At 55.9% G+C, this 12,286-nt stretch carries 15 protein-coding genes and 1 pseudogene; 6 read left to right on the top strand and 10 right to left on the bottom strand.

Features of this window, described 5'->3' with window-relative positions:
* Positions 1-22: 22 nt before the first annotated feature.
* Genes merA (DJ533_RS02165) through merT (DJ533_RS02180) form a run of 4 tightly spaced genes read right to left on the bottom strand, consistent with a single transcriptional unit; the run spans position 23 to position 2,788 of the window.
* Positions 23-1,657, bottom strand: a complete 1,635-nt coding sequence (gene merA / locus DJ533_RS02165; RefSeq protein ID WP_033917455.1) for a mercury(II) reductase — start codon at positions 1,655-1,657, stop codon at positions 23-25.
* Positions 1,658-1,695: 38 nt separating this feature from the next.
* Positions 1,696-2,121: an organomercurial transporter MerC gene (gene merC / locus DJ533_RS02170; RefSeq protein ID WP_000522996.1), complete on the bottom strand. Its 426-nt coding sequence runs from the start codon at positions 2,119-2,121 to the stop codon at positions 1,696-1,698.
* A 27-nt stretch (positions 2,122-2,148) separates the two neighbouring features.
* The gene (gene merP / locus DJ533_RS02175) at positions 2,149-2,424 is read right to left on the bottom strand and encodes a mercury resistance system periplasmic binding protein MerP (RefSeq protein ID WP_032490691.1); all 276 of its coding nucleotides are present in this window, start codon (positions 2,422-2,424) and stop codon (positions 2,149-2,151) included.
* A 13-nt stretch (positions 2,425-2,437) separates the two neighbouring features.
* Positions 2,438-2,788 (bottom strand): mercuric ion transporter MerT, encoded by a 351-nt coding sequence (gene merT, locus DJ533_RS02180; RefSeq protein ID WP_065995582.1) that lies wholly within the window; start codon positions 2,786-2,788, stop codon positions 2,438-2,440.
* Positions 2,789-2,859: 71 nt separating this feature from the next.
* On the opposite strand from merT (DJ533_RS02180), the gene merR reads away from it, so the two are divergent.
* Positions 2,860-3,315 (top strand): Hg(II)-responsive transcriptional regulator, encoded by a 456-nt coding sequence (gene merR / locus DJ533_RS02185; protein ID WP_001166626.1) that lies wholly within the window; start codon positions 2,860-2,862, stop codon positions 3,313-3,315.
* A 166-nt stretch (positions 3,316-3,481) separates the two neighbouring features.
* Here the strand turns inward: merR and DJ533_RS18595 are convergent, their stop codons facing one another.
* Positions 3,482-4,186, bottom strand: coding sequence for a hypothetical protein (locus DJ533_RS18595; protein WP_228716448.1), 705 nt, complete (start codon positions 4,184-4,186; stop codon positions 3,482-3,484).
* A 59-nt stretch (positions 4,187-4,245) separates the two neighbouring features.
* Between DJ533_RS18595 and DJ533_RS02195 the strand changes: the two genes are divergently transcribed.
* Positions 4,246-5,378, top strand: a protein-coding gene (locus DJ533_RS02195; RefSeq protein WP_223235881.1) for an IS3 family transposase whose coding sequence is annotated in 2 segments (ribosomal slippage) — positions 4,246-4,498 and positions 4,498-5,378 — 1,134 coding nt in all. Because the reading frame shifts where the segments join, the coding sequence is not laid out codon by codon here.
* A gap of 39 nt (positions 5,379-5,417) precedes the next feature.
* On the opposite strand, the gene DJ533_RS02200 is transcribed toward DJ533_RS02195, so the two are convergent.
* From DJ533_RS02200 to merD, 5 genes and pseudogenes are all read right to left on the bottom strand, one after another.
* Entirely contained in the window at positions 5,418-5,834 is a 417-nt protein-coding gene (locus DJ533_RS02200) for a hypothetical protein (RefSeq protein ID WP_065995564.1), read from the bottom strand.
* A 250-nt stretch (positions 5,835-6,084) separates the two neighbouring features.
* On the bottom strand, positions 6,085-6,651 hold the full coding sequence (locus DJ533_RS02205; RefSeq protein ID WP_033917453.1) for a recombinase family protein: 567 nt from the start codon (positions 6,649-6,651) through the stop codon (positions 6,085-6,087).
* A 197-nt stretch (positions 6,652-6,848) separates the two neighbouring features.
* Positions 6,849-8,195 carry a dihydrolipoyl dehydrogenase family protein gene (locus DJ533_RS02210; protein ID WP_033917452.1) on the bottom strand — a complete coding sequence of 449 codons (1,347 nt, stop codon included), beginning with the start codon at positions 8,193-8,195 and terminating at the stop codon, positions 6,849-6,851.
* Between the two features lie 205 nt (positions 8,196-8,400).
* Positions 8,401-8,637 (bottom strand): broad-spectrum mercury transporter MerE, encoded by a 237-nt coding sequence (gene merE / locus DJ533_RS02215; RefSeq protein ID WP_010591735.1) that lies wholly within the window; start codon positions 8,635-8,637, stop codon positions 8,401-8,403.
* Positions 8,634-8,900, bottom strand: a pseudogene (merD, locus tag DJ533_RS02220) (mercuric resistance transcriptional repressor MerD); the annotation flags it as partial. The pseudogene merD and the gene merE, both read right to left, overlap by 4 nt.
* Positions 8,901-8,998: 98 nt before the next feature.
* Here merD and merT (DJ533_RS02225) point away from each other — a divergent pair.
* The 4 genes from merT (DJ533_RS02225) to merG all read left to right on the top strand — a co-directional run bounded on the left by merT (DJ533_RS02225) (position 8,999) and on the right by merG (position 12,226).
* A complete protein-coding gene (gene merT / locus DJ533_RS02225) occupies positions 8,999-9,349 on the top strand; it encodes a mercuric ion transporter MerT (protein WP_005028429.1) in 351 nt (116 codons plus the stop codon).
* Between the two features lie 13 nt (positions 9,350-9,362).
* Positions 9,363-9,641 carry a mercury resistance system periplasmic binding protein MerP gene (gene merP, locus DJ533_RS02230; protein ID WP_005028432.1) on the top strand — a complete coding sequence of 93 codons (279 nt, stop codon included), beginning with the start codon at positions 9,363-9,365 and terminating at the stop codon, positions 9,639-9,641.
* Between the two features lie 186 nt (positions 9,642-9,827).
* Entirely contained in the window at positions 9,828-11,537 is a 1,710-nt protein-coding gene (gene merA / locus DJ533_RS02235; protein WP_033917451.1) for a mercury(II) reductase, read from the top strand.
* Positions 11,538-11,572: 35 nt separating this feature from the next.
* Complete coding sequence (gene merG / locus DJ533_RS02240) at positions 11,573-12,226, top strand: phenylmercury resistance protein MerG (RefSeq protein WP_033869423.1); 654 nt, start codon at positions 11,573-11,575, stop codon at positions 12,224-12,226.
* Positions 12,227-12,286: the final 60 nt, after the last annotated feature.

The following is a 12,286-nucleotide window of genomic DNA, read 5'->3' on the forward strand; positions in this document are numbered from 1 at the left end:
GGGTTTGGTGATTTGATTCCGATTACCCGGCGCAGCAGGAAAGCTGCTTCACGTCCTTGCTGAAGGTCTGCGCCGCGAGCTTCAACCCCTCGACCATCGTCAGGTAAGGGAACAACTGGTCGGCCAGTTCCTGCACCGTCATGCGGTTGCGAATGGCGAGAACAGCCGTCTGGATCAGTTCGCCCGCTTCCGGGGCAACCGCCTGCACGCCGATGAGCCGTCCGCTACCTTCCTCAATGACCAGCTTGATGAAGCCGCGTGTGTCGAAGTTGGCAAGCGCACGCGGCACGTTGTCGAGCGTCAGCGTGCGGCTGTCGGTTTCGATGCCATCGTGGTGCGCTTCCGCCTCGCTGTAGCCCACGGTCGCCACTTGCGGGTCGGTGAACACCACGGCCGGCATCGCGGTCAGATTGATGGCGGCGTCGCCGCCGGTCATGTTAATGGCCGCACGAGTGCCGGCCGCTGCCGCCACATAGACGAACTGCGGCTGGTCGGTGCAGTCGCCGGCCGCGTAGATGTTCGGGCTACTGGTGCGCATGCCCTTGTCGATGACGATGGCCCCCTGCGCATTGACGGCTACCCCCGCCGCTTCCAATGCCAGGCTGCGCGTGTTCGGTGTCCGGCCGGTGGCGACCAGCAGCTTGTCGGCGCGCACTTCGCCCTGTCCAGTGGTCAGCACGAATTCGCCGTCCACATGGGCGACTTGGCTGGCTTGCGTATGTTCCAGTACCTTGATTCCTTCGGCACGGAAGGCGGCTGTGACGGCCTCGCCGATGGCAGGGTCTTCGCGGAAGAACAGCGTGCTGCGCGCAAGGATCGTGACCTGGCTACCCAGCCGGGCGAAGGCTTGCGCCAGTTCCAGCGCCACCACCGACGAGCCGATGACGGCCAGGCGTTCGGGAATGGTGTCGCTGACCAAGGCCTCGGTCGAAGTCCAGTAGGGTGACTCTTTCAGGCCCGGAATCGGCGGCATGGCCGGACTGGCACCCGTGGCGACCAGGCAGCGGTCGAACATCACGACGCGCTCACCACCCTCGTTCAAACTAACGATAAGGCTCTGGTCGTCCTTGAAACGCGCTTCACCGTGCAGAACGGTGATGGCTGAATTGCCGTCCAGGATGCCTTCGTACTTGGCATGACGGAGTTCTTCGACACGGGCCTGCTGCTGGGCCAGCAGCCGCTCGCGCAAGATCGTCGGCGGTGTGGGTGGCATGCCGCCGTCGAATGGGCTTTCCCGGCGCAGATGGGCGATGTGGGCGGCGCGGATCATGATCTTGGACGGCACACAACCGACGTTGACGCAGGTGCCGCCGATGGTGCCGCGCTCAATCAGCGTGACCTGCGCGCCTTGCTCGACGGCCTTCAGTGCTGCCGCCATCGCGGCTCCACCGCTGCCGATCACGGCGACTTGCAACGGGCGCTCGCCGCCGCTGCCCTTGTCGGCCGGCGGGGCATCGGCGAGCATCGCTTTGTAGCCCAGGCCAGCCACGGCGGCGGTCAGTGCGTCCGGCGCTGTGCCTGGATCAAGGGCGAGCTGGGCCGCGCCCTTGGCATAGGACACTATGGCAGATTGGACGCCGGGTACTTTTTCCAGCGCTTCCTTGACGTGCGCCGCGCACGAGTCGCAGGTCATGCCGGTGATTTTTAGATGGGTCATGTATTTTTCCTTTTCTGTGGTGGCTACGGCTGTTGCCGTCAGCCACGTTGTTCTGGCAATTCACAGCTGTCCGGCCCGCAGCGGCGATGTGCTGGCGAGATGAAATCCCAGACCGACACCCCAACCATCAAGGCCAGGCCGACATAGAGCAGTCCACCGCTCTGCCAGCCGTAAGCCCGCATTAAAAACACCGCTGCCAGCACCAAGATCGGGCCTATCGTGCCGAGCGCCGTGCGTCGCCACTGTCGATGATTGAGCCAAGCGATAGCATTGGCGAGTAACGCGATGCCGGCGAACATCGGCAGCAGGATGCCAATGAATAGCCCCTCGTACTGGCTCAAGAAGCCCAGTCCGATGGCCGCGCCAAAGCTGGCGATGGCAGGAAAACAGGCGGCGCAGCCCATCGCGGAAACGACGCTGCCGAGCGCGCCGGTTTTGCCAGCGATGCGCGTGATGAGTCCCATGTGTCGCTCCCGAGTTCGGTTAACGGATCAGCGTTTGAGGCTGGACGGATAGCCCGCGTCCTCGGTCGCCTTGGTCAACTTCTGGACGTTGGTCTTGGCATCGTCGAAGGTGACGACGGCCTGGCGCTTGTCGAAACTTACGTCGGTCTTGCTCACGCCCTCAACCTTGGAAAGCGCGTGCTTGACAGTGATCGGGCAAGAGGCGCAGGTCATGCCAGGCACGGACAGCGTGACGGTCTGAGTGGCGGCGAACACGGGGGCAACGAAAGCGGCGAGAGCGAGGAAGGCAAACAGCTTTTTCATGATGAACTCCTGATTAGTAGAAAAATGGCATGACGTAGGGAAAACCAAGCGCGACCAAGACCAACACGGCGACGAACCAGAAAATGAGCTTGTAGGTGGTGCGCACTTGCGGAATCGCGCACACCTCGCCCGGCTTGCAGGCTGCGGTCGGTCGGACGATGCGCCGCCAGGCAAAGAACAGTGCAACCAGCGCCGCGCCGATGAAGATCGGCCGATACGGCTCCAATACCGTCAGGTTGCCGATCCATGCCCCGCTGAACCCCAAGGCGATCAAAACCAGCGGCCCCAGGCAGCAGGCCGACGCAAGAATGGCGGCCAGCCCACCGGCGAAGAGCGCGCCGCGCCCGTTTAGTGGTTCAGACATACGCTTGTCCTTTCAAATTTGGTTTGGATAGCTTAAGCTTACTTCCGTAGTTATGTACGGAGTCAAGCGATATGCAAATTAATTTTGAGAATCTGACCATTGGCGTTTTTGCCAAGGCGGCCGGGGTCAATGTGGAGACCATCCGGTTCTACCAGCGCAAGGGCCTGCTGCCGGAGCCAGACAAGCCCTATGGCAGCATTCGCCGCTATGGCGAGGCGGATGTAACACGAGTGCGGTTCGTGAAATCGGCCCAGCGGCTGGGCTTTAGCCTGGACGAAATCGCCGAGCTACTGCGGCTGGAGGATGGCACCCATTGCGAGGAAGCCAGCGGTCTGGCCGAGCACAAGCTCAAGGATGTGCGCGAGAAGATGGCCGACTTGGCACGCATGGAGGCCGTGCTGTCTGAACTGATGTGCGCCTGCCATGCGCGGAAAGGGAACGTTTCCTGCCCGCTGATTGCGTCACTGCAAGACGGAACGAAGCTCGCTGCATCGGCGCGGGGGAGTCACGGGGTGACTACGCCTTAGCGTGCTTTATTTTCCGAATTCTGAGACGACCCCTAGATGCCTGGTCAAGACTGCATACTTGCAGTTTTGACCAAGCATCGGAATATAATTTTAAGCAATAAAAACAATATTATGTAGCAACTTCACAAAAAGATAATAATCAGCAGGTTACAGTGAGAAACCTAGATTAACTCGGCATCCTATTGTGAAAATCAATAGCAAAATCTGATTCAGATCGTGGTTCGGTATTGTAGAATTTGAAGCCTAAACATTTAACTTCCTTATAACCATGCTCTTTAACTTCATTTAAGAACTCAACATAGTTTTGTGAATCATCTTGATCTGCATCAAAAACAATTTGGCTTTCATCATCCAAACTAATCAATACTTCCTCTTTCCAAGTATCCTTTTCAAGCAAATGACCACCTTTAGGCTCAATTAAGCATTGATAGTACATTTCACTATTTTCAGCATCATTAATGATCAGCATGTAGTCAGGGCTGAATCTACGACCATCTTTAGGGCTAAACAACCAATAATCGAGTTCATTCCGTATCAGGTAAATCTCTGCACCCTTGTAGCGTGATTTAAGCTCGTCAATTTGAGTTGCAACAAACTTAACAAAGCGTTTTTCTTCACTTGTGCCATAGTTTTCACTGTAGGCGTACCAATCGGCAGTTTCAACATCAAACTGTAGATCGGGGTTGTCATGGCTTGACTGTGGTTTTGCACGTTCATCAGGTGCATGATCACTCGTTTCACCATCTGAATCTTGGATAGGGAACGAAACCAAGTAGATGTTCTTTTCTTGCTGAAAGATAGAGGATAGTGATTTAGGTCTAAAAATATGACTTCCTGTAATCAGAGGTGGATCAGGAAATTTGAACAACACCTATAAGTGATATTTTGCTCCCCAAATGATGTTATAAACATCAATATATGGAGTATTTTATGGCACGTAGACCAAGAAGAAATCATTCAAATGATTTTAAAGCTAAGGTAGCACTTGCTGCGATTAAAGCAGAAAAAACACTTGCTGAATTGAGTGCTGAATTTGATGTTCATCAAAACCAAATTATCGACTGGAAAAATCAACTGATTTCAGCTTCCTCGCAAGCTTTCGATCAATCAAAAGCTCCAACAGAACCACCCATCGATCTAAAAAAACTACATGCAAAAATCGGTGAGCAGGCATTAGAAATTGATTTTTTAGAAGGTGTGTTGAAGAAACTGGGCCGCTTCAACCACAAAAGTTAATCGATGACTCACTTCAGATTTCAGTATCTAAGCAAGCTCAGCTGCTGAAAGTCTCCCGTGGTTGTTATTACTATCGCCCAAAACCTGTGAGTGCATCAGATCTGAAGCTGATGCGGTGTATGGATGAGTTACATATGCAATACCCTTTTGCAGGTAGCCGTATGATGCGTGATTTGTTGAATCGTCAAGGACATCATATAGGACGACGTCATACACGTACTTTAATGAAGAAAATGGGCATTAATGCGTTATATTGCAAACCAAATTTAAGCCAGGCTAATCAAGCTCACCGCAAATATCCATATCTGCTCAAAGGATTGGCTATTCAGCGCAGTAATCAAGTGTGGTCTACGGATATAACGTATATCCCTATGGCAAAAGGCTTTGTTTATTTATGTGCTGTGATTGATTGGCATAGCCGCAAGGTACTTGCGCATAGAGTATCGATTAGTATGGAGGTTACATTTTGCATAGAAACATTAAATGAAGCTATTGAAAAATATGGTCGACCTGAAATATTTAATACAGACCAAGGCAGTCAGTTTACCAGTGATGCATTTATTGATGTATTGAAATCAAATGGCATTCAAATCAGTATGGATGGTAAAGGTCGATGGGTTGATAATGTGATGGTTGAACGATTATGGCGGAGCGTTAAATATGAAGAGGTGTATCTCAAAGCCTACAGCAATGTTTTGGATGCGAAGAAGCAATTAAACGCATATTTTGAATTTTATAATTTGAAACGACCTCATTCGAGTCTGGACAAAATGACTCCAGATGAGTTTTACTATGACCAGCTACCACAACAAAATAAGGTAGCTTAACTAGAGCAGAGTATCACTTATAAATAAGCTTTTAGTTGTTCAAACATGTGGGACCACCTCTATCTGTGGCATGTGCCGATCTATGGCTTTACGCACTTCGGGTAAAATCACACCGACCAATAATTGCAGTTTTTCATGCGCTTCAAGTTGGTTAATGTCCTTACCTTCTGAATACGAATATTTAATTTCATATAAAGGTAGATACTTTTCGATCAATTCATCAATACTTTTTATCCCAACAATGTGATTTTTCAGATGATTAAATCGAAAGAAATTGTTTTCTGCTGACATTAATGCCTTGCGGATAATTAACGGGGAAAAGTATTCATCGGTTAAATGAATGGTTTTATACTGAATCCCTGCCTGAATATTATTTTGCTCTTTATCCGTTAAATTTCTTGTATAAGGGGGCGTCGCAGAATTCGGAAAAAAACGTACGCTAAGCAGAACGATCATCGGCCGAGATTCCGGCCATTTTCGTTCGTTGAAGTGAAAGTGTCCGATTTAAAGAAGCAAAAGTGTCCAGAGCTTGCAGTCGTGAAGTAAAAGTGTCCAAGGCGGTCGGGTTTGAATCAAGGAGATTGGTTTGAGGGTGAAGCGCTTTTAGTCGGTTGACGTTCGACATGGTGGCTTGCCTTGTCCACCGCGGCGATGAAGGCCGCGCGGTCTTCCTGGGGTCTGAGGTGCAGTGGAACGGAAAACCGGGTTAAGCCGTTGGCGCCACTTTCAGGTATTGATACAGCGTCTCGCGACTGATGCCGAACTCGCGCGCAAGCGTGGCTTTCTGCTCGCCGGCACCGGCGCGGCGGCGTAGCTCGACAACCTGGTCGTCCACAAGCGCCATCTTACGGCCACGGTAAGTGCCGCGCTGCTTGGCCAGCGCGATCCCCTCTCTCTGCCGCTCGCGGATCAGCGCCCGCTCGAATTCAGCGAACGCTCCCATTACCGACAGCAGTAAGTTCGCCATCGGCGAATCCTCGCCAGTGAAGCTGAGGCACTCCTTGACGAACTCAATGCGGATGCCGCGCTTGGTGAGCTGCTGCACCAGGCGGCGCAGGTCGTCTAGGTTGCGGGCAAGGCGATCCATGCTGTGCACCACCACAGTGTCACCCTCGCGCGCGAATGACAGCATGGCATCGAGCTGCGGCCGCAGGGTGTCCTTCCCCGAAGCCTTGTAGATGAACTGCTTATCCACCTGGACGTTGTCGAGTTGGCGTTCTGGGTTCTGGTCGAAACTGCTGACCCTGATATAGCCCATGCGTTGACCGTGCAAGATGAGTCTCCAAGAGGCGAAAGTGTCAGGGAAACTCTATGACCCTTCGCGGCATCTTTCAAGAAATCACGAAACGGACTCTATCCTGACTGATCAATTCGGGGCATCCTGACATCAGGTTAGGGTATGCCTCAATCTGACGCCTATCGGCCGATATATCACGGCCGCTCCTGGCCCGTGTCGGATTTACGGCCGGACTACAACATATATCCAATGTCCGACGCACCGGTGGGATAGGCGAACATCGTCGTCTTGAGCTGTTCCGCCGTGAGGCCATGGCGTATTGCGAGAGCAAAGATGTTGATCACCTCATCCACATGCGGGCCCAGTAGATGTGCGCCGAGCACCCGGTCAGTTTCCTCGTCGATGAGCACCTTGAATCCATAAGCAGGCTCTGCGGCCTGACGCGCCGTGAACCAGTCGGATGCCTTTTCGCTCTGCATGCGGAACTTGTAGCCTTGCCGGCGCGCCTCAGCTTCGCCTAGTCCCACGGCGGCAAGGGGCGGGATCGTGAAGACCACGCTCGGCACCCCAGTGTAGTTCGGCTCTTGGTGGTTCCCGTTCAGCAGATTCGACGCAACCACCTTGCCATCGTGGCTCGACACCGGCGTCAGGGGTGGGCCCACTTGCGCGGCGTCGCCGGCCGCATACACCGCCGGATTAGAGACACTCTGCAGGAACTCGTTGAGCTTGATCCGGCCCCGCTCGTGCGCCACCCCGGCGGCGTCCAGGTCGAGCGCGTCGAGCGCGGGCACGCGGCCGGCGCCATGCACAACGAGGTCTGCCTGGAACGTCTCCAAGTTCCCATGTGCAGCGGCACGGACGGTGAAGCTGCCACCGTCCCGGTCTATGGTCTCGACGGCGGTCCCGGTGCGCACGTCAATGCCGAGATCGCGAGACTTCTCCACCAGCCACCCGACAAGGTCTGGGTCAAATGGCCCGAGCACGCGCGAAGCCTGCTCGAGTACGGTGACTTCGGCGCCTGCGCGCCGTGCGGTATGCGCAAACTCGAAGGCGATAAAGCCACCGCCGACGAGAATGATCCGGCGCGGCAGGGTCTCCAATTCAAGAAATTCCTCGTGGGTGATCAGGTGCTCCTCGCCCGCGATGCCGAGCTTCATCGGCTCCGCTCCCGAGGCGATCAGGATGTACTCGGCCTCCAGCGGCTCGCCTTCGACATCAAGCGTTTGGCGGCCGGTGAAGCGGGCAAGCCCATGATAGGTATCTATATCCTTGTCGGCGTAACGCTGCCGGTGCTTTTCTGGAATGGGATCGGTAAAAGTCCGCTTGAAGGCGATCAGGGCCGGCCAGTCGATACGGGTCTCGCCGGCAATGCCTTTGCCATGCATGCGACGGGCGTGGTCCGCCGCGGTGGCGCCGCCTACGAGCATTTTTTTGGGATCGCACCCGCGCAGTGCGCACGTGCCACCAAAGGGGCGGAAATCAATCACCGCAACACTCCATCCGGCAGCCCGCACACGCATCGCGGCGACCATCGCTGCCGTCCCGGTGCCAATAATCACAAGGTTGTATCGTTTCATCATTCACTCTCCTAATTCGATAAAATAGGTGCGTTCCGCGGAACGCCAGGATGCGAAGCACACGACCACTCGGACTTTCTAAAGCGTGCAAAGTTGCCGCCACCGACTGGTCCATCGAAGGCAGCACTGCTGCAATACCTGGCTTGGAGCGCTCAACCTGGCTCTGTAACCGTTGCAAGGCAGTCACTTCGGTCCTGCCCGGCGATGATCAGGCACTTCGCCTGAAAGCGCGGATCCCTCGTGCCAAGGACAGGATGAACAGCCCCGTCAGGGCGACTGCCGCGATGACCCGATGCTTTCCGAGGAGCCAGCTGCCCCCTGTGCCGGGGAGTACAACGGCGAGCACCGGCAGGTGGCAGGGACATGTGAGCACCGCAAGCGCGCCCCAAAGGTAGCCGCTGAGCGGCTTGGGTGTGTCGGGGGGAATGCGCTCCTGACTATTCATACAGGAAGCGCCGACGCGCCATGCGCCAATTCAGTCAACTGGGCTTCCAGGTTCGCCAGCGCTTGGCGGCGGCGCTCGACGAGCTGGCGCAGCACGGCAAGCTGCGCGGCCGCTTCCTCGGAGTCCGCAGCATCCAGCGCCCGGCACAGCTGCGCCAACGCATCCAGGCCGATACCCGCCTCGAAGGCCGCCCGTACGAAGCACAGCCGTTGCAAGGCAGCATCGTCGAACAGGCCGTAGCCGCCAGGGGTGCACGCCACGGGCCAGGCGGAACCCGCCGCTGTTTTTCCAAAGTCCTTGACTCCGTACTTAGCTCCGGACGTACGATCATGTTTTCGATGGATCTTGCAAAGGAGAATTTATGTCTGAGCCGCAAAAAGGCCGCGGCGCCCTGTTTGCTGGTGGGCTGGCCGCCATTCTTGCGTCGGCCTGCTGCCTGGGGCCGTTGGTGTTGGTCATGTTGGGATTCAGCGGCGCTTGGATGAGTAACTTGGCGGCATTGGATCCTTACCGCCCCATCTTTCTCGGTGCGGCATTGATAGCAATGTTCTTTGCCTACCGCCGCATCTTCCGGACTACGCAAGCATGCGAGCCTGGCGATGTATGCGCTGCCCCACAAGCCAAGACGTCGTACAAAGTCATCTTTTGGATTGTGGCTGCGCTAGTTGTCGTTGCACTAACGTTCCCGTATGTAATGCCCCTGTTCTACTAATTGAGGAAAAATCATGAAAAAACTGCTTACCGCTCTTGCCCTTGCCGCTACCTTCGCTGTCCCTGCCTGGGCCGCCACGCAGACGGTCACGTTGTCCGTTCCCGGAATGTCCTGCGCGACTTGCCCTATCACCGTGAAGAAGGCGCTGAGCAAGGTAGAGGGCGTTAGCAAGATCGAGGTCGACTACGCAACCAAGCTGGCTGTTGTGACGTTCGACGATGCGAAAACCAGCGTCCAGGCATTGAACAAGGCGACGACGGACGTGGGCTACCCTTCTGAACTGAAGAAATAAGGCATCAAATGACGGCGGCGTCGCCAGAGCCAGATAGAGATGTTGTTCTGGCGATTCTACTGTCAGTCATTCCGTGCACAACCTGTAAATGACGTACGGAGCCTGTTCGCTGATGCGAAAAACTGATCCAGTTACCGAGGCGTTGTACGACTCGGCTTGGGCATAACGGATGAAAGAGAGAGCAAAATGCAAGAATTAAACGAAGTTGGTCTGAGCGTGGCGGGCATGACTTGCCCAAGTTGCACAAAGCACGTTGAGGACGCGCTGCTGGCGGTTCCCGGCGTGATACGAGCGTCTGTCGATTATCCGGCGAACAGGGCGCAGGTCACGGGCAATAGGCTTGACGTATCGGCACTCGTGACGGCAGTGGGGGCACTTGGTTATCGTGCTAAGCCTGCAGACGAAGTGGAAAGCAAAAGGCGCAGTGCTGAACGGCCAGGACTTCTTGGCAGAGCCGCCCAGTGGCTGAGCGGTGACCGCGCGGTGGAGGAGCTGGCCGGTCAGTTACATGTGGCGGTTATCGGTAGCGGCGGAGCCGCTGTGGCGGCTGCGCTCAAAGCGGCGGAAAACGGTGCCCGGGTCACGCTGATCGAGCGCGGGACTATCGGCGGCACCTGCGTCAACGTGGGTTGCGTTCCCTCCAAGATCATGATTCGGGCAGCCCATATCGCTCATCTGCGCCGTGAAAGTCCTTTTGACGTGGGGCTCACTGCGACGCCGCCTGTTGTCTCGCGTGACCGTTTGCTTGTCCAGCAACAGGCGCGCGTGGACGAGCTGCGAATTGCCAAATATGAAAGCATCCTCGAAAGCAATCCGTCAATCAATCTGGTACGAGGCAGCGCCCGTTTCAAGGATGGCCACACGCTTATCGTGGAAGCTGCAGAAGGGGACTGGCACGAAGTGGCGTTTGACCGCTGTCTCATTGCTACCGGCGCGAGCGCAGCCATTCCGCCGTTGCCTGGTCTTGCAGAAACCCCCTATTGGACTTCCACCGAAGCGCTGGTTAGCGAGACCATTCCGAAACGGCTCGCAGTAATCGGTGCCTCAGTAGTAGCGCTGGAACTGGCGCAGGCGTTTGCACGGCTGGGCAGCGAAGTCACGATCCTGGCGCGGCGCACGTTGTTTGCGAGCGAGGACCCTGCCATTGGCGAGGCCGTGACCGCTGCCTTCCGAGCGGAAGGCATCACGGTGTTGACACAGACACAGGCAAGTGCCGTGACCTATTCCGATCGCCAATTCATCCTCACGACCCCGCAGGGAGAGTTGCGCGCGGATCAATTGTTCGTTGCTACCGGCCGCGCACCGAATACCACCAGCCTGGATCTTGAACGAGCAGGTGTGGCGCTCGACTCGCAACATCGCATCGTGATCGATAAAGGCATGCGAACGAGCGCACCGAACATTTATGCAGCCGGCGATTGCACCGACCAACCGCAGTACGTCTACGTTGCAGCCGCCGCTGGCACCCGTGCCGGTATCAACATGACAGGCGGCGACGCAACGCTCGATCTCGACGCTATGCCGGCAGTCGTGTTCACTGATCCGCAAGTTGCCACGGTTGGCTACAGTGAAGCAGAAGCCCAGCGCATCGGCCTGCAAACCGACAGTCGTACTCTCACGCTCGACAATGTGCCGCGTGCACTCGCCAACTTCGACACGCGCGGCTTTATCAAGCTTGTCGCTGAGGCTGAATCTGGACGCATTCTTGGGGTTCAGGCTGTAACACCGGAAGCAGGCGAGATCATCCAGACTGCCGCGATTGCCATCCGGGCTCGCATGACCGTCCAGGATCTTGCCAACCAACTTTTCACCTACCTCACCATGGTGGAAGGTCTCAAACTGGTGGCACAGACTTTCTCGAAGGATGTGACACAGCTATCGTGCTGTGCGGGCTAAACCAAGGACACGAAAAGAGCGACAGAGGAGTTTTTATGTTTTGCGATATTAGACTAACAGCACGTTGCACCCGTGCATGCTTAACCATTCTGTTGGCGGGTACTGCAGCGTTTGGCTTGTCAAACAATGCGCTGGCGGCCTACGACTTTTCTAAGCTGGGAGCAGCGATCGAAACATTGGCGCCGGAGACCGTCGACGGCTGGGAAAAGAAAGCGAGGGCGGGCGATGCCATGGCGCAGAACATCATGGGTCTTGCCTACAAATGCGGTATGGGCGTAAAACAAGACCATGCTGCATCGATCCAGTGGTTTCGCAGGGCGGCCGAGCAGGGTGAAGCTGATGCGCAGTTCAACCTGGGGCGCCTCTACGCAAGCGAAGTCGACGGTATGTATAAGAAAGGGCGTGCGGCTCCTGCCGACGATGCACAGGCGTTCAAGTGGTACCGCCTCTCTGCCGAGCAGGGACACACGCAGGCTCAAGTCAGGCTGGCTCAACTGTTTGCGAAGGGGCTCGGTGAGGTCGCGCGCGACCAGGTTCAGGCCTACAAGTGGATGAGTCTGGCAGCAGCGTCAGGAGAACCAACGGCAGCAAAAGTCATTGCCGACTATGCGGCTCAAATGAAGCCCGAACAGGTGCAGCAAGCGCAATTGCTGGTCCAGGAATGGAAACGCCGGCAAAGCGCACGCTGACGTGATCTTTGAAAAGCGCGGCATGTAATCGCCAAGGGTGGGTTTATGCCGCGTAACCGC

This window comes from Acinetobacter defluvii, assembly GCF_001704615.3.
GTDB classification, from domain to species: Bacteria; Pseudomonadota; Gammaproteobacteria; order Pseudomonadales; family Moraxellaceae; genus Acinetobacter; species Acinetobacter defluvii.